Annotated in this window: 18 protein-coding genes and 2 tRNA genes; 5 read left to right on the plus strand and 15 right to left on the minus strand. The window is 57.1% G+C overall.

Features of this window, described 5'->3' with window-relative positions:
• Positions 1 to 6: 6 nt before the first annotated feature.
• The 5 genes from AC2FLO_RS09540 to AC2FLO_RS09560 form a co-directional block, all read right to left on the minus strand.
• A complete protein-coding gene (locus tag AC2FLO_RS09540; RefSeq protein WP_155139158.1) occupies positions 7 to 804 on the minus strand; it encodes a carbohydrate ABC transporter permease in 798 nt (265 codons plus the stop codon).
• Positions 801 to 1664 (minus strand): carbohydrate ABC transporter permease, encoded by an 864-nt coding sequence (locus tag AC2FLO_RS09545; protein WP_209595792.1) that lies wholly within the window; start codon positions 1662 to 1664, stop codon positions 801 to 803. Before AC2FLO_RS09545 ends, AC2FLO_RS09540 begins: the two co-directional genes overlap by 4 nt.
• Positions 1661 to 2737, minus strand: coding sequence for an ABC transporter ATP-binding protein (locus AC2FLO_RS09550; protein WP_496752448.1), 1077 nt, complete (start codon positions 2735 to 2737; stop codon positions 1661 to 1663). The genes AC2FLO_RS09545 and AC2FLO_RS09550 overlap by 4 nt, the downstream gene beginning before the upstream one ends.
• 1 nt (position 2738) lies before the next feature.
• Complete coding sequence (locus AC2FLO_RS09555; RefSeq protein WP_496752446.1) at positions 2739 to 3788, minus strand: ABC transporter ATP-binding protein; 1050 nt, start codon at positions 3786 to 3788, stop codon at positions 2739 to 2741.
• A gap of 62 nt (positions 3789 to 3850) precedes the next feature.
• Entirely contained in the window at positions 3851 to 5590 is a 1740-nt protein-coding gene (locus tag AC2FLO_RS09560) for an ABC transporter substrate-binding protein (protein WP_480476378.1), read from the minus strand.
• A 474-nt stretch (positions 5591 to 6064) separates the two neighbouring features.
• Here AC2FLO_RS09560 and AC2FLO_RS09565 point away from each other — a divergent pair, with 474 nt between their 5' ends.
• Positions 6065 to 6847 (plus strand): DeoR/GlpR family DNA-binding transcription regulator, encoded by a 783-nt coding sequence (locus AC2FLO_RS09565; RefSeq protein WP_480476380.1) that lies wholly within the window; start codon positions 6065 to 6067, stop codon positions 6845 to 6847.
• 65 nt (positions 6848 to 6912) lie between these two features.
• On the opposite strand, the gene AC2FLO_RS09570 is transcribed toward AC2FLO_RS09565, so the two are convergent.
• The 6 genes from AC2FLO_RS09570 to AC2FLO_RS09595 form a co-directional block, all read right to left on the minus strand.
• Positions 6913 to 6987, minus strand: a tRNA-Glu gene (locus AC2FLO_RS09570).
• Between the two features lie 26 nt (positions 6988 to 7013).
• Positions 7014 to 7088, minus strand: a tRNA-Glu gene (locus AC2FLO_RS09575).
• A gap of 98 nt (positions 7089 to 7186) precedes the next feature.
• Complete coding sequence (recJ, locus tag AC2FLO_RS09580; RefSeq protein WP_496752969.1) at positions 7187 to 8929, minus strand: single-stranded-DNA-specific exonuclease RecJ; 1743 nt, start codon at positions 8927 to 8929, stop codon at positions 7187 to 7189.
• 93 nt (positions 8930 to 9022) lie between these two features.
• A complete protein-coding gene (gene glpX / locus AC2FLO_RS09585; RefSeq protein WP_267366140.1) occupies positions 9023 to 10006 on the minus strand; it encodes a class II fructose-bisphosphatase in 984 nt (327 codons plus the stop codon).
• Positions 10007 to 10075: 69 nt separating this feature from the next.
• Positions 10076 to 11362 (minus strand): homoserine dehydrogenase, encoded by a 1287-nt coding sequence (locus AC2FLO_RS09590; RefSeq protein WP_267366139.1) that lies wholly within the window; start codon positions 11360 to 11362, stop codon positions 10076 to 10078.
• 125 nt (positions 11363 to 11487) lie between these two features.
• A complete protein-coding gene (locus AC2FLO_RS09595; RefSeq protein ID WP_496806704.1) occupies positions 11488 to 11736 on the minus strand; it encodes a hypothetical protein in 249 nt (82 codons plus the stop codon).
• A gap of 102 nt (positions 11737 to 11838) precedes the next feature.
• On the opposite strand from AC2FLO_RS09595, the gene AC2FLO_RS09600 reads away from it, so the two are divergent.
• The gene (locus AC2FLO_RS09600; protein WP_267366137.1) at positions 11839 to 12426 is read left to right on the plus strand and encodes a TetR/AcrR family transcriptional regulator; all 588 of its coding nucleotides are present in this window, start codon (positions 11839 to 11841) and stop codon (positions 12424 to 12426) included.
• Positions 12427 to 12447: 21 nt separating this feature from the next.
• On the opposite strand, the gene AC2FLO_RS09605 is transcribed toward AC2FLO_RS09600, so the two are convergent.
• Positions 12448 to 13359 (minus strand): pirin family protein, encoded by a 912-nt coding sequence (locus AC2FLO_RS09605; protein WP_496752967.1) that lies wholly within the window; start codon positions 13357 to 13359, stop codon positions 12448 to 12450.
• A 157-nt stretch (positions 13360 to 13516) separates the two neighbouring features.
• Between AC2FLO_RS09605 and AC2FLO_RS09610 the strand changes: the two genes are divergently transcribed.
• A complete protein-coding gene (locus AC2FLO_RS09610) occupies positions 13517 to 13996 on the plus strand; it encodes a hypothetical protein (RefSeq protein ID WP_496752966.1) in 480 nt (159 codons plus the stop codon).
• On the opposite strand, the gene AC2FLO_RS09615 is transcribed toward AC2FLO_RS09610, so the two are convergent.
• The 3 genes from AC2FLO_RS09615 to AC2FLO_RS09625 are packed head-to-tail and all read right to left on the minus strand — an operon-like array spanning position 13958 to position 16723.
• Positions 13958 to 14554, minus strand: a complete 597-nt coding sequence (locus AC2FLO_RS09615) for a TadE/TadG family type IV pilus assembly protein (protein WP_496752965.1) — start codon at positions 14552 to 14554, stop codon at positions 13958 to 13960. The two genes, AC2FLO_RS09610 and AC2FLO_RS09615, sit on opposite strands and share 39 nt — an antisense overlap.
• A 4-nt stretch (positions 14555 to 14558) precedes the next feature.
• Positions 14559 to 15089: a TadE/TadG family type IV pilus assembly protein gene (locus AC2FLO_RS09620; protein WP_480583474.1), complete on the minus strand. Its 531-nt coding sequence runs from the start codon at positions 15087 to 15089 to the stop codon at positions 14559 to 14561.
• Positions 15086 to 16723: a pilus assembly protein TadG-related protein gene (locus tag AC2FLO_RS09625; RefSeq protein ID WP_496752964.1), complete on the minus strand. Its 1638-nt coding sequence runs from the start codon at positions 16721 to 16723 to the stop codon at positions 15086 to 15088. Before AC2FLO_RS09625 ends, AC2FLO_RS09620 begins: the two co-directional genes overlap by 4 nt.
• Before the next feature lie 335 nt (positions 16724 to 17058).
• On the opposite strand from AC2FLO_RS09625, the gene AC2FLO_RS09630 reads away from it, so the two are divergent.
• Together AC2FLO_RS09630 and AC2FLO_RS09635 are read left to right on the plus strand one after the other, a co-directional pair.
• Entirely contained in the window at positions 17059 to 18489 is a 1431-nt protein-coding gene (locus AC2FLO_RS09630) for a Glu/Leu/Phe/Val family dehydrogenase (protein WP_496752963.1), read from the plus strand.
• Positions 18490 to 18608: 119 nt separating this feature from the next.
• A complete protein-coding gene (locus AC2FLO_RS09635; protein WP_267366003.1) occupies positions 18609 to 18905 on the plus strand; it encodes a hypothetical protein in 297 nt (98 codons plus the stop codon).
• The last annotated feature ends 35 nt before the right edge of the window (positions 18906 to 18940 follow it).

The raw sequence follows: 18940 nt of genomic DNA on the forward strand, positions 1-18940 counted from the left end.
CGAACCTCACACACGTCCCATCGCGAAGCCACGCGCGATGTAGTTGCGAACAAACCAGATGACAATGGCACCAGGGATGATGGTCAGGGTGCCCGCGGCGGCCAGCAGGCCCAATTCGTACCCGGCACTGGATGCTGTACGGGTCATCACAGCAGCGATGGGTTTGGCCTCGACCGCGGTCAGGGTCTTGGCCAGCAGCATTTCCACCCATGAGAACATAAAGCAGAAGAACGCCGCGACACCGACACCTGCCTTGATGTTGGGCAGGAAGATTGTCACGAAGAAGCGCGGGAACGAATATCCATCCACATAGGCGGTTTCATCCAGCTCCTTTGGGATACCACGCATGAACCCTTCCAGAATCCACACCGCCAGCGGCACGTTGAACAGCGTATGGGCCAAAGCCACGGCCAGATAGGTGTCGAAAAGGTGGATCGACGAATAGAGCTGGAAGAACGGCAGGGCGAACACCGCCGCTGGGGCCATGCGGTTGGTCAATAGCCAGAAGAACAGTTGCTTGTCACCGAGGAACCGATAGCGCGAGAACGCATAAGCCGCAGGCAGGGCAACGCAGACGGAAAGCACTGTGTTCAGAGTCACATAGGTGATCGAGTTGATGTAACCCCAGTACCAGGTTGGGTCTGTGAAGATGGTAATATAGTTTTCCAGCGTAAAAGTCTGGGGAAACAGGGAAAAGCCCGACAGAATCTCGTTCGTTGTCTTGAAGGACATCGCCACCAGCCAATAGATCGGCAGCATCAGGAACGCGATATAGAGGATCGGGATGATGGACCGCTTTTTCATTCTGCGTCGTCCTTTGTCATCAGAGTGTAGAAGAGCCACGACACCAGCAGCGTGATGGCGAAGTAGATCAGGCTCATCGCTGCCGCCGGGCCAAGGTCGAACTGCCCCAGTGCGATCTTCACAAGGTCAATCGACAGCAGGGTGGTCGAGTTGCCGGGACCGCCGCCGGTTAGCACGAATGGCTCAGTATAGATGTTGAAGCTGTCCATAAACCGCAGCAGAACAGCGATGGTCAGAACCGTCTTCATCTTGGGCAACTGGATATAGCGGAACACCGACCACGGGCTGGCGCCGTCGATCTTGGCGGCCTGATAATAGGCGTCGGGAATCGACACGAGGCCGGCATAGCACAGCAGCACGACCAGCGAGGTCCAGTGCCACACATCCATGACGATGACGGTGATCCAGGCCGAAAGCGGCTGTTGCGTCATATCATAGTTGATGCCCAGCACGTCATTCAGGAAATATCCCAGCAATCCGATTTTGGGCAGAGTGAAGATGTTCCACATCGAACCCACAACGTTCCATGGGATCAGCATCGGCAAAGCCATCAGCACCAAACAGACCGGCACCCAAAAGCCCTTGCGCGGCATAGACAGGGCAACGATGATGCCCAGCGGTACCTCGATCAGCAGGATTAGGAAGGTAAATAGGAATTGCCGACCAAGTGCTGCCTGAAACCGGTCGGATCGCAGGATCTGTTCGAACCAGCCCAAACCTTCCCAGAAGAACTGGTTGTTGCCGAAGGTTTCCTGCACCGAGTAGTTGACCACCGTCATCATGGGCACCAGCGCGTTGAACGCCACCAGCGCAAGAACGGGCAGGACAAAGAACCATGCTTTTTGGTTTTCCGTTCTCATTGCGCCCGCTCCTGAGTTGCGATCCAGCCGTCGCGGTAGACGCGGGATTGTTCGGGTTTGAATTGCAAGAAGACCTGTGATCCCGGTTCCGGTACACTGTGTTCGGTCACAACCTTGAGGGCGGTGTTGCCGACCACGGCGCTGACCACATAGTGGCGGCCGATATCGGCGACCTTAGTCACATGTGCCGGAATGCCGGTGTCGCCGAAACCTACATATTCCGGGCGGATACCCAGATCGGTGCGGCCGCCGTCACCATGTGTGGGACCTTCCAGCATGACCTCGTGCCCTTCAAAAACGGCGCGGTCGCCTTTGGCTTCACATGGAAGGACGTTCATGCCCGGCGAGCCGATGAAATGGCCGACAAATGTGTGCTGTGGCCGTTCGAAAAGTTCGACCGGCGTTCCGATCTGAACCACTTCACCGTCCTGCATTACCACCACCTCGTCGGCGAAGGTCAGCGCCTCGGTCTGGTCGTGCGTCACGTAGATCATGGTTGCCCGCACGCGCTGATGCAGCTCTTTCAGCTTGGACCGCAGTTTCCATTTCAGGTGCGGGTCGATCACGGTCAGCGGTTCATCAAACATCACCGCATTCACGTCGTCGCGAACAAGGCCGCGACCCATCGAGATCTTCTGTTTGTTGTCCGGGCTCAGACCTGACGCGCGGGTGTTCAGCATGTCCGTGACGTCCAACATCTCGGCGATTTCCAGAACGCGACGCTTGATGGTCTCTGCGTCGACACCCCGGTTCTTCAACGGGAAGGCCAGGTTCTCGCCCACGGTCATCGTGTCGTAGATCACCGGGAACTGAAATACCTGCGCGATGTTGCGTTGGTCCGGGGGCAGGGCGGTGACGTCCTTATCATCGAACAGTATCCGGCCTTCTGAGGGGGTAAGAAGACCGGATATGATGTTCAGCAGCGTGGACTTGCCACAACCTGATGGCCCCAAAAGCGCATAGGCCCCGCCATCGCGCCATGTCACGTCGATTTCCTTCAGCGCATAGTCCTCGGGGCCTTTTGTTGACGGCATATAGCTGTGTCGAAGGTTTGAAAGCTTGATCTGTGCCATGTCAGGCCACCCTTTTGCCGTCTTGGCTGAAGTACCGGCAATGCGCCGGGTTCATGTAGAAACTGTGATCTTCGCCGACCTGATAGGGATGCACACCAGCGGCGAGTGAAACCCAGGCTTCATCACCATGCTGGAAATGCGCGCTGGAATCCGAACCTGACAGTTCGGTCACGATCACACGTCCAGTTAGTTCGACATCGGCGTCAGACGTACGAAATGGCGTCACGCGATGAGGGCGCACGGCGACCATATATTCCCCGTCGGACATGTCCGAGACAGCCCAGCCGACATTACCTGCCAATTGCGCCCGGGCGCTGGCAACGGTGATACGAGCCACATTGATAGGCGGGTCCGAGAAAACACGCGCCGCGGCAATGTTTTCCGGATTACGATAAATGTCTGTGGTTGGGCCGAACTGGGTCACACGGCCGTCTTCCATCAGCGCGGTGTAGCCCCCCAACAGCAATGCCTCTTCAGGCTCCGAGGTGGCGTAGACAACGACGGCCCCGCGACCAGCGAACAGGTCGGGCAGTTGTTCGCGCAGCTCTTCGCGCAGTTTATAATCAAGGTTCGCCAGCGGCTCATCAAGGAAGACGGCGCGGCTTTCTTTTGCGATGGCACGCGCCAGCGCGGTTCGCTGTTGTTGCCCGCCCGACAGCTCATGCGGGCGGCGGTGCAGCATGGGGCGCAGTTGCAGCAGATCGGCGGCCTCTTCCACGCGGCCATCGATCTCGGACTTAGCCATGCCAGCCACGCGCAGGGGCGAGGCGATATTGTCAAATACGGTCATATGTGGGTAGTTCACGAAGAACTGGTGCACCAGGCTGATATGCCGCTTTTGCGTGTTCAACCGTGTCACGTCCTGTCCGTCCATCAGGACCTTGCCCGAGGCGATCGGGTCCAGCCCTGCCATCATCTTGATCAGTGACGTTTTTCCGGAACCTGTCGCGCCCAATAGCACGTTGAAATGGCCGGTTTGCAGCGTCAGGTTGGTCGGCTTGATATGGATGACGTTGCCGACCCGTTTGGTCGCGTCTTGAAGTTCGATCATCTGGGAAACTCGCGGGGCATTCAGGGGTAGGCCGGGCTTAAGCCCGGCCTACGATGTTGCATTTACTGGGACTGCCAGCGCTTAACCAGTTCGTCATAGTTGACGGTCTGGCCCTGCGGCTTTTCATTCTCCAGCTTGGCCTTGGGCGAACCGGCTTTTTCCAGCCAGAACGCGTCGTCCTGCGGTTCATTCAGACGCGGGCCACAGCCACCGTATACACCGGCGCTTTCATCCGCGGCCTGCATGCGGGCCATGGTGATGTCCATCTCTTCGGCCAGACGGTCCATCGCCTCTTGCGGGGTGAAGGCGCCCGAGTTCACGTCACCGATCTGCTGCCACCAGATCTGGGCCAGCTTTGGATAGTCCGGTACGTTGATGCCGGTTGGCGACCATGCCACGCGGTCAGGCGAGCGATAGAATTCGACCAGGCCACCCAGCTTGGATGCGCGTTCGGTGAACGACTCGTGGTTGACCGAGCTGTCGCGGATGAAGGTCAGACCCACATGGGACTTCTTCACATCAACAGTCTTGGACGTCACGAACTGGGCATAAAGCCAAGCTGCCTGCGCACGATCCGAGGGGGTCGATTTCAGGAACGTCCAGGAACCCACGTCCTGATAGCCAACCTTCTGACCTTCTTCCCAGTAGGGGCCGTGCGGGCTGGGCGCCATCCGCCACAGCGGAGTGCCTTCGTCATCCACGGTGTTGTTGCCTTCGGACTTCGGCTTCACCATGTCGGCGGTAAAGGCGGTGTACCAGAAAATCTGCTGGGCCACGTTGCCTTGGCTCAGTGCCGGCAGCGACTGATAGAAGTCATAAGACGCCGCACCCGGAGGCGCGTAGGCCCGCAGCCATTCGTCCCATTTGCGGATCGCATAGACCGCAGCCGGACCGTTTGCAGCACCACCGCGCGACACCGAGGCGCCGACCGGGTTACAGGTGCCCGCTTCCATGCGGATGCCCCATTCGTCAACCGGAATACCGTTCGGCTCGCCCTTGTCACCAGCACCGGCCATCGAAAGCCAGGCGTCGGTCATGCGCCAGCCAAGGTCGGGCGCGCGCTTGCCGTAATCCATGTGGCCGTAGATCGCCACGCCGTCGACTTCTTTCACGTCATTGGTGAAGAACTCGGCGATGTCTTCATAGGCCGACCAGTTGACCGGAACGCCCAGATCATAGCCGTATTTCTCTTTGAACGCGGCCTTGTTGGCCTCGTCATCGAACCAGTCCTTGCGGAACCAGTAAAGGTTCGCAAACTGCTGGTCGGGAAGCTGATACAGCTTGCCGTCCGGCCCGGTGGTGAACTGAATGCCCATGAAGTCATCCAGATCGATTGTCGGCGAGGTTGTCGCCGCCCAGTCGCCGCCCATCATGTCGGTCAGTGGATAGGCCAGTTGTAGACGCGAGTGGGTACCAATAAGGTCACTGTCGTTGACATAGCCGTCATACAGGTTCCGACCTGTCTGCATCTGGGTCTGAACAGCCTGGACCACTTCGCCTTCGCCAAGGATCTGGTGATTGACCTTGATGCCGGTGATTTCTTCAAACGCCTTGGTCAGAACCTCCGACTCGTAGGAATGCGTCGGAATACCTTCGGACAGGACGTTGATTTCCATGCCAGCGTAGGGCTGTGCAGCTTGGATAAACCATTGCATCTCGGCCATCTGTTCGTCTTTCGACAAGGTCGATGGCTGGAATTCGTCGTCGATCCAACGTTGTGCTGCGGCTTCGTCGGCCCAAGCGGACCCGTGCCCCGCAATGACGGCAGCCGCCGCCACTGCGGAAAGTAGATGTCTCCGCATCTGTCTCCTCCCAAAAATTATGGTTCTCCGGCGGGAACCGGATGCAGAACAGCATCAGCGATTTTTTGCGTATGTGTCAAACTAAATTTTTAGTAATTGACGTTCAGGCACTCCGGAGCCGCATAAATTGAATTTGTTTCCACCGCTGTAAATGATTGTAACTATATAATTATGTTATCGAAATTTCAAAATTTCTCCGCGAGGGAAATAGGGAACTCCACTGAGACCCGTTGCAAGCAAGAGATGACAGAGGGCGCATTGAATTGCATTCGCGTTGCGAGAGGCATGGACACTGATCCGGCACTCGTGAGAAGTCTGGCAAACCAGCTTCCCGGATCATTGCTGCTGAAACTCAGTGCTCACATGGCACCAATCCGTTCCGACAAAAGGCCAATTGTGGCAATGCGGATGTAGCACTGCCTTGCCGTTCACGGTATTCCGTGTCCATATAAAGGAAAATTCCGGAGCCGGTTCGTGAAGAAGAATACCCTCAACACCCATCGTGAGCTGGAATTGCTTGATGCCCTCAGACGTTTGGGTGGAACGGCCCGGAATTCGGATTTGGCGAATATGCTCGGCGTATCCGAAGAGACGGTGCGCCGAACGATCAAAGCCTTGTCAAAGGCGGGTACAGTCGAACGCGTTCATGGCGGAGCTTACCTTGCCGGAGTGCAGGGCGCCCCCAACTTCTTTCACCGGATATCACAAGACGCTGATGAAAAGCGTTTGATCGCCGGGCATACCGCGAAACTGGTTCGCGATCAGATGACCGTTTTCCTGGATGTGGGATCGACAACCGCCTTCGTCGCAGAAGAGCTGCGACAGGTCAGCAACCTCACGGTAGTAAGCAACTCCATCGGTGTCGTTCAGACCTTGGCCGGGGTCAACGGAAACCGTGTGCACCTTTTGGGGGGTGAGTTGCAGATCGATGAAAGGGGGACGTTTGGTCACGTCACCCACAAGCAGCTGCAACGCTATGCCTTTGACATCGTGATCCTGAGCACGGACGCGATTTCCGACAGCAAAGGGTTTCTCTACCACAGCGCGGTCGAAGCGGATCTTGCATCGGTGGTGGTCAGGTGCGCAGACCAGGTTGTCATGGCTGCAGCGCATTCCAAGTTTGGTGAAAGGGCACCTTATGTGGGGCCGGATCCTCGGCTGGTGCATTCGCTGGTCACGGATGCTGTGCCAAAGGGTGGGGTGGCCAGATTCCTTGACCGTTGGGGCATCGAAATTCAGATCGCTGATGATAGCTAGGTTGCTGTTTCCCGAAGCGGCCCGGTTGATCTTGCTGCTTTGGGATGGAAGAAGCTTAAGAAAAGTGGCAGCCCGTAGGGGAATCGAACCCCTCTTTCCAGGTTGAAAACCTGGCGTCCTAACCGATAGACGAACGGGCCACTTGGTATAAGGTCACAAGCGCAAATGGCAGCCCGTAGGGGAATCGAACCCCTCTTTCCAGGTTGAAAACCTGGCGTCCTAACCGATAGACGAACGGGCCACGCTGGCTTGTGGAGGGCCTTTTACGGTTTCGCCGTGACCCCCGCAAGCGTAAAAACGCAGGGACGGGAAAGTTTTTTAGCACACCAAAGCCGCGTGTTAACGGGCTTCTGCCGCGTCCTCCAGCCTGAGCTGCACAGATTGGCGCCCGCCCCAGGTGTTGACCTCTAGTCGACCCGCAAAATGAAAGCGCGCACCGCCGTGATTTGACAGTTTTTCGCCCATCGGCCCGTCAAAAGCACCAAAGGCAATCGCATCCAGCCCGCCGCCCATTCCATCGGTCAGCGACAATTTCAGATGCGATTCACCGACCCGCTTGGCAAAGCGAACCTGCAGGTCAGGCAACGCATAGCGCGGGGCCGGGGCACCGGCGCCAAACGGTCCGGCCTGTTCGATCTGCTCGATCAATTCCACGGTTGCCGCGCCGGGCATCAACGCGCCATCCAATTTCAGATCCGCAGGTCCACCCTGGCCCGCCCCTTGTCTGGCCAGCAACTCGCTCAGGCGTTCCATTGCGGGTTCCAATTGATTGCGCATGACGGTCAAACCTGCGGCCATCTTGTGGCCACCTCCTTTGACCAGCAACCCTTCGGCCGCCAGACGCTGGATCGAAGCCCCAAGATCGACGCCGGAAACCGATCGGCCCGAACCCTTGCCCTCATCCCCGTCAAAGCCGATCACGACTGCCGGTCGGTTGGCTGTCTCCTTCAGCCGAGAGGCCACGATACCAACGACACCGGGGTGCCACCCTTCGCCTGCCACCCAGACCAAAGGGGCGTCCAAGCCACGCGCCTCGGCCTGCACCAGCGCGGCGGAGCGCACCGCGTTTTCAATGTCGCGGCGCTCGGTGTTCAATGCATCCAGACGTTCGGACAACGCCTGCGCCTCAGGCAGAGAATCGGTGCTCAGCAAGCGCGCGCCCAGATCGGCCTGACCGATCCGTCCACCGGCATTCACGCGGGGCCCAAGCAGAAACCCGAGGTGATAACTGTTCGGCGCGGTATCCATGCGCGAGATATCGGACAGCGCGACAAGGCCGGGGCGCCGCCGCTGTGCCATCACTTTCAGCCCCTGTCGCACCAGGGCACGGTTGGCCTCGATCAGTGGTGCCACATCGGCAACGGTCGCCAGGGCCACCAGATCCAGAAGGGCCATCAGGTCCGGTCCCCTTGCGCCCGCGTCACGCAGCTGCCGACCGGCCTCGACCAGCATCAGGAACACAACGCCCGCCGCGCAAAGATAACCAAGATCGCCGCTTTCATCCTGTCGGTTTGGGTTCACCACTGCGACGCAATCGGGCAGCGTCTCGCCCCCCAAATGGTGGTCCAGAACGATCACATCCGCCCCCGTAGCCGCCGCAATCGGATCATGGCTGAGCGTGCCGCAATCAACACAGATGATCAGATCATGCGTAGCCGCAAGCTCCTGCATCGCGGCAACGTTGGGGCCATACCCTTCGTCGATCCGGTCCGGCACATAAAGCGTCGCCTGCACGCCCATCTGCCGCAGCCAGACCAGCAGCAACGCGGCAGAGCTGCCGCCATCGACATCGTAATCTGCAAACACAGCAATTTTCTGGCGATTGCGGACGGCTTCCAGAAAGCGCGTGGCGGCAACTTCCATATCCTTGATGGCCCGCGGATCTGGCAGCAATTCCTTCAGCTTTGGGTCAAGAAAGCCGGGCGCCTCCGATACCGGCACGCCGCGCCGGGCCAGAACCTGGCAAACTGCACGGGGCAGGTCGGTTTGTTGCGACATCATCTCGGCCGCCCGCTCAATCTCCGGGCTGGGTCCAACCCAAAGCCTTCCCGTCAGTGATTGCTCGACTCCAAGAAAACTCATTGCTCGCCTCTCATGCGCCAAGGCCGGACCCTTGTGGACCCGGCCTCTTCACCTTTTCAGAAATACTCTCGCCGAAGGCACCGGCGCAAGCCGTTATGTGTTGTCATGCGGCCATGTCGGCGTGCGGTAGGACATGCGGCGCACCGACCCGGTCTTGGACCGCATCAGCAGCGTCGTGGTTTCCACCCAGCCGGGCTCGCGCTTGATCCGGGGCAGCAAAGAGCCACCGGTCACGCCGGTGGCGGCAAAGATCACATCCGCCGTCACCATCTCATCGCGTGCATAAACACGGTCCAGATCGGTGATGCCTGCCTTTGCGGCCCGGCCACGTTCGTCATCGTTACGGAACAACAGGCGACCAAAGATCTGCCCACCCATACATTTCAGCGCAGCGGCGGCCAGCACACCCTCGGGCGCGCCACCCTGGCCCATATACATGTCGATGCCGGTTACTTCGCTTTCAGCGCAATGCATGACACCCGCCACGTCACCATCAGTGATCAGACGGATCGCGGCGCCGGTTTCGCGCACTTCGGCAATCATCGCTTCGTGGCGCGGGCGTTCCAGAATGCAGACGGTGATGTCAGCGGCTTTACATCCCTTGGCCTTGGCCAGAGCTTCGACACGCTCGCGTGGCGACATGTCCAGATTGACGACACCTTCCGGCAGCCCCGGGCCGACCGCCAGTTTGTCCATATACACATCCGGCGCGTGCAGCATCGAGCCACGCGGGCCCATGGCGATGACGGTCAGTGCGTTCGGCATGTCCTTGGCAGTCAGCGTGGTGCCTTCCAGCGGATCCAATGCAATATCCACACCGGGGCCATTGCCGGTGCCAACCTCTTCGCCGATATACAGCATCGGCGCCTCATCGCGCTCGCCTTCACCGATGACAACGACACCTGCGATATCCAGCAGGTTCAGCTGTTCGCGCATTGCGTTCACAGCGGCCTGATCCGCGGCTTTCTCATCGCCCCGGCCTACCAGCGAAGCCGAGGCCAGTGCAGCCTGTTCCGCCACCCTGGCCAGCCCCAGAGACAGCAGGCGGTCATTGAAATCGGTCTTGGCAGCACTCATGTTTCTGTATCCTCTGGTCAGTATAGCCGTGTCTTCCGGCATAGCTTGCGTTTCATGCAGGTCGCAAGGTCAAACCGCTTCAATCCGCAATGCAACTGGGTCGCCTGCAACCACATCGGTTTCGCGGAAACCCTCCAACGCGACGTCCAGCGCCGTTCGGGTGGTCTTATGGGTGACGATCAGCACAGGCGCTGTGCTTTCGGCATGTGCATATTGGCGCATCCGGTCAATTGACACCCCGGCATTGCCCAGAATGGCCGCAACCTTGGCCAATGCACCAGGTTTATCCAGCAGGCCCAGCCGCAGATAGTACGGCGCAGGTCGACCGGTGACGGCGGGAACTGCGGTTTCAAGCGTGGTGGCTGGGCGGCCAAAGGTCGGGATTTGCAATCCGCGCGCCAGATCGCAGACATCGCCCATCACAGCGCTGGCTGTGGGACCTTCGCCTGCGCCGGGGCCGCGCAGAACAACCTGCTCAACCGCGTCGCCTTCGATCACGACCATATTGGTGCCGCCTTCCAGCTGGCCCAGTGGCGAGTCGCTGGGTACTAGGCAAGGCTGCATGCGTTGCTCCAGCCCGCGCGCGGTGCGCTGCGCCACGCCAAGCAATTTAATGCGAAAGCCCATGTCTTCGGCCTGATCAATGTCGTCCAGGCTGATCTGCTGAATACCCTCAATCTCGATCCCGTCGAAATTCGGCTTGGTCCCAAACGCAATCGAGGATAGTAGAGCCAGCTTGTGCGCAGCGTCGATACCTCCGACATCCAGATTGGGGTCGGCCTCAAGGTATCCCAATTCGGCGCATTCATCGAAAAGGGCATTGTAGCCCTGACGCTGCGATTGCATCCGGGTCAGGATGTAGTTGCACGTTCCGTTCATGACACCCATCACGCGGGTGATCTCGTTCCCCGCCAGACCTTCGGTCAGGGACTTGATCACCGGGATACCACCAGCGACAGCGGCCTCAAACCGGATCACACGACCGGCGGCCTCGGCCTTTTCAGCCAGTTCCTGCCCGTGGATGGCCAGCAATGCCTTGTTGGCGGTGACCACATCCTTGCCACTGGCCAATGCTGCTTCGACTGAGGCTTTGGCAGGACCGTTCTCGCCACCCATCAATTCGACGTAAACGTCTATGTCGTCGCGTTTTGCCAGTGCAACCGGATCGGTTTCCCAGGCATAATCCGACAGGTTCACGCCACGGTCCTTGTTCGGGTCGCGCGCGGATACAGCCACGATTTCAATCGAACGGCCTGTACGGGCCTGCAACAATTCTGCATGGCGGCGGACGATCTTGACGACACCCACGCCGACCGTTCCCAAGCCCGCAATTCCCAGCCGCAGTGCCTGTGTCATGTCGTGGGTCCTTTTCCGCTCGAATTTTTCTGGTGTCGGATGCTTGTCCAATCAGCGCTGCCTTAGCGGGTTCAGGCCAAGGGTGCAATCCGTCACCGGGGATAGTGGGGGTGATTCATGACGCGTCAGTTGGTTTGCGCGTTTTGTAGCACCTGCGCCTTTTGGGCCAAGGCATTGCTGCGTTGGGTCAGATCGTCTTCGACTGCTGCTGCCTGATGGATCGGGTCCACCGGTGGCCCTAAGGTTTCCTGCAACGGAATAAGGCGCGGGTAGGGGGCGGATCTAACTGCAGCCGGTTCGCTGCCTTCCAACTCGGGAATGTCCGCACAGGCGGCGCAAAATAGAATAAGGGGCAAAACAGGCAGCAGTTTCATGTCGCAGGCTTTTCGGTCTTTGTTGCCCCATCGTGATGCACGTTTTGACGACATCGTTCAAGCGGGGTTCTATATGAACATCTGTTCATATACTGTAGACCCATGGCACGCACTCAAGGCTCACATTCCGACATAACCGGCCCGCGAATCCGCAAGGCCGCGCTGCACCTGTTTGCCCGCTATGGGTATGCCGCTGTCTCGATGCGGCAGATCGCAAAAGAGGTCGGCGTACAGGCAGGCGCGCTTTATAACTATACGCCCGACAAACAGAGCCTTTTGCACCGGTTGATGCGCGAACACATGCAGGACCTGCTTGAGGCGCTTGATGCAATGGGCCGTTGCGACGATGCCGAAGACGCTTTGCGCCAGTTTATCGGCTTTCACATCCGCTTCCATTTGCAACGCCCCGACGAAGTTTTCATCGCCTATATGGAGTTGCGCAATCTTTCGCCCGAAAACTTTGCTGAAATCGAAGACTTGCGGCGCCAATACGAAAACGTGCTGGAAAGCATCCTTGATTCAGGGCAGCAGGCCGGACAATTCGCAATTTCGGACACGAAGATTGCAACGCTGGCCGTGATAGCCATGCTGAACGGCGTGATGACCTGGTACCGTTCGGGCGGTCGCCTGTCACTGGACGAAGTCGAGGAGATCTATTGGAACATGGTGCACAAGGCAGTGACGGCCTGACAGGATCAAACCGTCACGCTGTTAGTGCGCGGGGCGAATGAACGTGCCATTGCGCAGCTCGCGAAATGCCTGTTCCAGTTCGGCCCGCGTGTTCATCACGATGGGGCCATGCCACGCGACGGGTTCATTGATTGGAGCCCCAGAGATCAGCAGGAACCGCACACCTTGGGGGCCAGCCTGAACGGTGATTTCATCGCCAGTGCCAAAACGGACAAGCGTGCGATCCCCTGACATGTCGCGGATATTGACCTCTTGCCCGGCGATTTCCTTTTCCAACAGCACACCTGTCGGCTGCGAGGCATCGGCAAAGGCGGCCTGACCCTGAAACACATAGGCGAAAGCACGGCGGTACGTATCGATCCGGAAGGTTTTCTTCACACCTGCCGGGACAGAGATATCCAGATACTGCGGGTCAGCAGCTATCCCGTCTACGGGTCCGGTCTTACCCCAGAACTCACCTACGATCACCCGCACTGTGGTGCCATCGTCATCGGTGATTTCGGGGATGTCCTTGCTTTGAACGTCCTGATAGCGCGGGGCGGTCATCTTCTGGTCCGAAGGCAGGTTGCCCCACAGCTGGAAGCCGTGCATCTGACCCGAGATGTTGCCGCTTGGCATTTCCTGATGCAGGATGCCGGATCCTGCGGTCATCCATTGCACATCGCCGGCGCCAAGCGTGCCGGTGTTACCCAGCGAATCCGAATGCTCGACTGTGCCGGTCAGAACGTAAGTGATCGTTTCAATTCCCCGGTGGGGGTGCCACGGAAACCCGGCCTGATAATCCTGCGGGCGGTCGTTTCTGAAATCATCGAACAGCAGAAAAGGATCCAGTTCGGACGGATCCTGAAACCCGAATGCACGGTGAAGTTTGACACCAGCCCCTTCCATTGTGGGAATGGCTTTGCGTGTTTCTAACGTCGGTCTAAGGGACATGTTCACCTCCGTTTCATCCGGGCAGCATGTAATCTCTGCGCCACGGCAGTCAATTTGCATGAAATAACCGGACCTGTGCGAAATTGTTTTGCGGCCAAGCCTCTGTTGTTTCCGGCGCAAAATGGCTAGATCGAAGCGGATCAGACAGGAGACATCCATGCAGGACGACGTGTTGGCAACAATTCAGGCCTCATCCCCCAGACGATGGACCGGGGTAGGGATGCTGACAACGGTTGGAATGCTGGTTACCTATGTCGCGCTGGCATCGCCACCCGAACCGGTTTGGCAAGTGTTTCTGTTTGTCGTTGGCGGTGCATCGCTTTGGCTGGCGCTTCGTGTCTGGCGCGCCACAGAAGACTGGATCGAACTGACGCGGACCGAGTTGCGAACGGGGTCGGGTGAGATCATCGCAGAAGTGGCCGATATTGAAACGGTAGATCGTGGTGTGTTCGCGTTCAAACCGTCAAACGGCTTTCTGGTCCGTACGCGAAACAAGGCGGCGAACCGCTGGGCTCCGGGATTGTGGTGGCGGGTTGGTCACCGAGTTGGCGTGGGCGGCATGACATCTGCCGCCGAAGCCAAGTTCATGTCCGAAATTCTATCCGCTATTTGTGCAGACGAACGGGGTCTGGGTTAAGTTACAAGCAACTTCGTTTGTAAAGCGGGGACGGGTAAAGATGAAGTTCTCAAAGGTGATACCTGTCGCAAAATCCCAGCCCGGTCGGAACGTGGGGATGTATTCATTGGACGTTTCAACCAGAATAACGGTGTCCTGATTGGGCATTGGCGGCAGGCGGTCTTCGATTTCATCGATTCTGTTGTCATCCCATTCCTGATCAAAGCCGCGTACGGTCGACCAGCGCACATAATGGCGTTCATCGTCTTCATCGTAAACGATCAGAGAGACCCGCATTTTCACGTCTGACCGATTGTTGATCATCTTGCCTGCCAAATCGTGCAACGAGTCAATATATACATCGGTCACTGCCTGCGTTTCACGCGAAATCAGGTCGCTGATCGTATAAGCTGCCTTCAGATTGGATGCGCTTTGACGAAACCCCTCGAATGCTGTGAACGTGAACGTGATCGTCCATAACATCAGAGGAAAAATCATGAGGGCTTCTACGGTCAGAATGCCACTTTCGTCTTTCTTGAATACTTTGAAGCGATTCTTCAGGTTTCGGAATACAGACATGATCTTACAGTGGCTCCTGTACGAATGCCGTTGTTGCGGTCACCGCGTAGTGACCGGTAGCGTCCGGGACAAGCTTGGCAATGGCTGAGGTCTCAAGAACCGGATCTATGCGCAAACAGGCCCGCAAGATCATCAACTCGTTGGATTGGCCGCTTTTGAAATCCAGAACCGGTTTGGGATCTTCGGAACTGTCCGTGCAGGGGATGCTGTCTGAAAGCACGATACCAGCGAACGCGTCCTGTTTGACCATTTGCAGTCGCAAATTCCCTGTACAATCCTTGATTCCGGACACTTCGCAAATCCGATCCCTGATCACGTCGTGATTCCAGTCCGTACCCGTACCCAGCCGAATATCCCTTACGATCAGGTCCACCCCACGCTCCAAAGCAGCATGCCGCATCGTGATGATGGACAGTTCGGCTCCTGCCACGAGAAGCGCCAGGAAGAAGGGTACGAGCATGATGAACTCGATTGTCGCATTGCCTGCCTCGGATTGTCGAAACAGGCGGAGCATCGACAGCTTTCTGCTGATCATTGGGTTAGCCTCAGTTTGCGGATCGACGATGCGATGGATTCAAAGGCTTTCTCAAGGTTCAGGCCACTTACGTCATAGACGTGGCTGTCAGAGCTGGCACAGTCTTTGAGGGTCCTGTACCCGCTTCTGGGCGCCTCGAACGCGATACCGTAAACGATGATGCCCTGATCTTTGGCCGCATCACAAATGTGCTTGGTGTGCTGGTTCTTGGCCGACGTTTCAACTTTCGCGTAGGCCTGGGAATACCATTCCGCCCAACCGCTGGACTGCCAGTAATAGTTGTCGCGTGCATTCGAGGCCAATGAAATTCGATTGAAGAGTTCAGGATATGTCAGCCGAACGGCAGTTCCGAGTTCTTCGTTCAAAGGTGTCTCAGGTTCCGGATTTCCGTAGGGATGATCCGCCCAAACGCCCTGCTGAGGCCAGAAAAAGTTCGGACGGCCCTGAGAATGATACACAGTATATTCTCCGGCTTCCGAGTTGTACCAAACGTCTGACAAGCCTTCGCGCAGCGATGGGTTAAGCATGTATTGATCGGTGTTCTGACCATCGGTCATAACAATAGCGATCTTCAGAACGTCGGTGTCATAGTCCGAGGGACGGACCGAGAATTTTGATGGCACAATTGTTGTACCTGCATAGGATGGATCCTGTTCCAGTGACAGGTCGCGAACAATTCCGCGCATGCTCGGGTCCAGCAGGGCAGTACCCCACTTCATACCGATGTCGATTGATGTGTTCCCACCGGGGGTGAGGGACGCAATCTGAGCAAGCAGTTTGTTCATATTGTCGGTGACAGGGGTGATTGCACTTCCTGCGCGGACCGGACAAACGGGCAGGTCGATTGAACCTTCAGAATAGGTGAAAGGATCGAAATGGGCGGTGCGCTCCAACGTGTCATCGCGTTCCAGATCAGAATCGCTGTACTGTTCCGGAATGAAGTTTACGCAGTGCGAATAGCTGTGCTCCTGCGTGACATTTGTGAACTTGTCCAGGATTGGCGCACCCGCGTTGACCTGCGTTGCATAAGGAACAATCGAGATTGAAATCTGTGTTTCGTCAGGTTTGTCCAGCATGAGCCTGACAAATTCCGACGCAGCTTCTCTCAACACTGCGATTTTTGTCTTCGATGGTGTGGCAGACGAGCGCGACATAGAGCCGGAAATGTCGAGAACCAACGAGATTTCTACAGCGCCAATGGATTCTTCAGCCGCACTGGTCGCAACAAGGCCCAGTTCAGTGACTTTGCCGAACCTCAGATAGCGGGTCGGAACAACCGCTTCGGCTGTAGCGCTTACTTTTTTGGAGCCGAAACCTTCGACAACCGTCGTAATGGCATTCAGATTGCCCAGCCCGGCCTTGTCCATGTAAGAATCGACGACCGCCTTGGCGGGAAGGTCCTGGTCGAGGTCCGCGGCAGCAAGCACAGCGCGGTCCAGTGTGGATTGCAGGCTGGCGCGGTCACGCTCATACTTCATGACATCCATGGCCATGCCGGTAATTGCCAGCATCAGGACCACCATAAACAATACGAAAATAGTGAAGACGCCATCTTCGTTCCGAGCGAACTGCTCTAACTTGAACGTTTTGCGCTTCGGTTTCGAGCCGTCGTTACAAAGCAAGGAATTTAGCATTCTGGTTACTCCGCCTCACACGTCGAATTCGTGCGTCAAAGAAAAAGAGATTTGGGACAAAGTTAATTTTCAAACGTGGCGTGAATTGGGCGAAAAAGGCTTGGTTTTGGCCTTTTTACGCGCCGAAGGGGTATAATTTGGGCCGTTTCAGGTGATCTGTCGATGAAATGAAAACAATTCGTTAAGGAGTTGGCCGATCTGAGCGACTCACCCTAGGGCAACTAAGCGTGCGTTTATAAAATGGTTAAAAAAAGTGCATTGTTTGATTGCAGCATGCCGCCAGTGGTGCGACAAAACGTCGTGACGTATCGTCATGTACCGCTACGGAGGATTTTATGACCGGCATCAAAGAACCCAGCTTTCGTGAAAGTGTTGACCTGATGTTCAACAGGGCAGCCGCCCTTATGGAACTGCCGCCGGGGTTGGAGCAAAAGATCCGTGTCTGCAACGCAACCTACACAGTTCGATTTGGCGTGCGGCTGCGTGGTGAAATCCACACATTCACTGGTTACAGGTCTGTCCACTCGGAGCATATGGAACCGGTCAAGGGCGGTATTCGATATGCCACTGCGGTTAACCAGGACGAAGTCGAAGCTCTGGCTGCGCTGATGACGTATAAGTGCGCACTTGTCGAAACACCGTTTGGTGGCTCCAAGGGTGGGCTTTGCATTGATCCACGAGAATATGAAGAGCATGAGCTGGAACAGATCACGCGGCGCTTTGCGTATGAGCTTGCAAAGCGAGACCTGATAAACCCATCGCAAAACGTGCCTGCGCCCGATATGGGCACTGGGGAGCGTGAAATGGCTTGGATGGCTGACCAATACGCGCGGATGAACACAACGGACATCAATGCGCGCGCCTGTGTGACAGGAAAGCCGCTGAATGCCGGTGGTATCGCGGGGCGGGTCGAAGCGACTGGGCGCGGTGTTCAATACGCGTTGCGCGAGTTTTTCCGCCACCCTGAAGACATCCAAAAAGCAGGCATGTCAGGTAAACTGGATGGTAAGCGCATTATCGTGCAGGGGCTTGGTAATGTAGGTTATCACGCTGCAAAGTTCCTCAGCGAGGAAGATGGCGCGCGCATCACCGGAATCATCGAATGGGACGGTGCGCTATTTAATCCCGACGGGATTGACGTCGAAGCCGTGCGTCAGTGGATTGTCAAACATGGCGGCGTAAAAGACTATCCCGACGCGACCCATTCCGCTGAAGGTGCAGCAGTGCTGGAGACCGATTGCGACATTCTGATCCCGGCGGCTTTGGAAGGTGTCATCAACCTGTCGAACGCCGATCGGATCAAGGCGCCGCTGATTATCGAAGCTGCCAATGGTCCGGTTACTGCTGGCGCGGATGAGGTCCTGCGTAAGAAGGGCACAGTGATTATCCCCGACATGTATGCCAACGCAGGCGGTGTGACAGTATCCTATTTCGAATGGGTCAAGAACCTTAGCCATATTCGCTTTGGCCGGATGCAGCGTCGCCAGGAAGAATCGCGCCACGAACTGATCGTCAGCGAGTTGGAACGGCTGGACCGGTACCTAGGCGATGCCTGGTCGATGTCGCCGGACTTCAAGGCCAAGTACCTCAAAGGCGCGGATGAGCTTGAGTTGGTGCGCTCGGGTCTCGATGACACAATGCGTATTGCTTATCAGTCGATGCGTGAGGTTTGGCACAGCCGTGATGATGTCGAGGACCTGCGTACGGCGGCTTATATCGTGGCGATTGACCGCGTTGCGAAAAGCTACCGCGCCAAAGGTCTCTGAATCGGACAGGCGGGGTGATCAATTCGCCCCGCCAGCATGCGCTGCGGCTTGAATGTCCCTGACAGCCCGTTAGGTTGACGGGCAATCTACTTCAAAGAAACGAATCTCCGGAGAATTCCATGTTGCGTATCGCTTTTGTCGCGGCTCTGTTGGCCACCCCTTTGGCCGCTCAGGAAACCAAGGAACAAAGCTGCAAGTACCAAGCTGATGTGGTGGCTGCGGTTCAAAAGGCGCGACTGGACCGTGTAAAAGAACGTGACGTTGTACAAGCGGTGGCGGATAGCGGCCCGACATGGCCCGAAAACTACAATGCTGCAATCCCGCTGATCACACCTTGGGTTTATGAGCAAAAGATGCGGGACGTGCGCAAGAAAGACCTGGGCGCGGCGTGGCTTGAACTGTGCCTGCAACAATAATCCACAACTCGGACATTTCCCTGTGGACAACTGCG

The sequence above is a fragment of the Ruegeria sp. TASC047 genome (assembly GCF_059612445.1).

What these genes read in the sequence shown, in the direction of transcription:
- AC2FLO_RS09540 (WP_155139158.1), bottom strand. Translation starts at nt 804, where the DNA reads ATGAAAAAGCGGTCCATCATCCCGATCCTCTATATCGCGTTCCTGATG.
- AC2FLO_RS09545 (WP_209595792.1), bottom strand. Translation starts at nt 1,664, where the DNA reads ATGAGAACGGAAAACCAAAAAGCATGGTTCTTTGTCCTGCCCGTTCTT.
- AC2FLO_RS09550 (WP_496752448.1), bottom strand. Translation starts at nt 2,737, where the DNA reads ATGGCACAGATCAAGCTTTCAAACCTTCGACACAGCTATATGCCGTCA.
- AC2FLO_RS09555 (WP_496752446.1), bottom strand. Translation starts at nt 3,788, where the DNA reads ATGATCGAACTTCAAGACGCGACCAAACGGGTCGGCAACGTCATCCAT.
- AC2FLO_RS09560 (WP_480476378.1), bottom strand. Translation starts at nt 5,590, where the DNA reads ATGCGGAGACATCTACTTTCCGCAGTGGCGGCGGCTGCCGTCATTGCG.
- recJ (WP_496752969.1), bottom strand. Translation starts at nt 8,929, where the DNA reads ATGAGTTTTCTTGGAGTCGAGCAATCACTGACGGGAAGGCTTTGGGTT.
- glpX (WP_267366140.1), bottom strand. Translation starts at nt 10,006, where the DNA reads ATGAGTGCTGCCAAGACCGATTTCAATGACCGCCTGCTGTCTCTGGGG.
- AC2FLO_RS09590 (WP_267366139.1), bottom strand. Translation starts at nt 11,362, where the DNA reads ATGACACAGGCACTGCGGCTGGGAATTGCGGGCTTGGGAACGGTCGGC.
- AC2FLO_RS09595 (WP_496806704.1), bottom strand. Translation starts at nt 11,736, where the DNA reads ATGAAACTGCTGCCTGTTTTGCCCCTTATTCTATTTTGCGCCGCCTGT.
- AC2FLO_RS09600 (WP_267366137.1), top strand. Translation starts at nt 11,839, where the DNA reads ATGGCACGCACTCAAGGCTCACATTCCGACATAACCGGCCCGCGAATC.
- AC2FLO_RS09605 (WP_496752967.1), bottom strand. Translation starts at nt 13,359, where the DNA reads ATGTCCCTTAGACCGACGTTAGAAACACGCAAAGCCATTCCCACAATG.
- AC2FLO_RS09610 (WP_496752966.1), top strand. Translation starts at nt 13,517, where the DNA reads ATGCAGGACGACGTGTTGGCAACAATTCAGGCCTCATCCCCCAGACGA.
- AC2FLO_RS09615 (WP_496752965.1), bottom strand. Translation starts at nt 14,554, where the DNA reads ATGTCTGTATTCCGAAACCTGAAGAATCGCTTCAAAGTATTCAAGAAA.
- AC2FLO_RS09620 (WP_480583474.1), bottom strand. Translation starts at nt 15,089, where the DNA reads ATGATCAGCAGAAAGCTGTCGATGCTCCGCCTGTTTCGACAATCCGAG.
- AC2FLO_RS09625 (WP_496752964.1), bottom strand. Translation starts at nt 16,723, where the DNA reads ATGCTAAATTCCTTGCTTTGTAACGACGGCTCGAAACCGAAGCGCAAA.
- AC2FLO_RS09630 (WP_496752963.1), top strand. Translation starts at nt 17,059, where the DNA reads ATGACCGGCATCAAAGAACCCAGCTTTCGTGAAAGTGTTGACCTGATG.
- AC2FLO_RS09635 (WP_267366003.1), top strand. Translation starts at nt 18,609, where the DNA reads ATGTTGCGTATCGCTTTTGTCGCGGCTCTGTTGGCCACCCCTTTGGCC.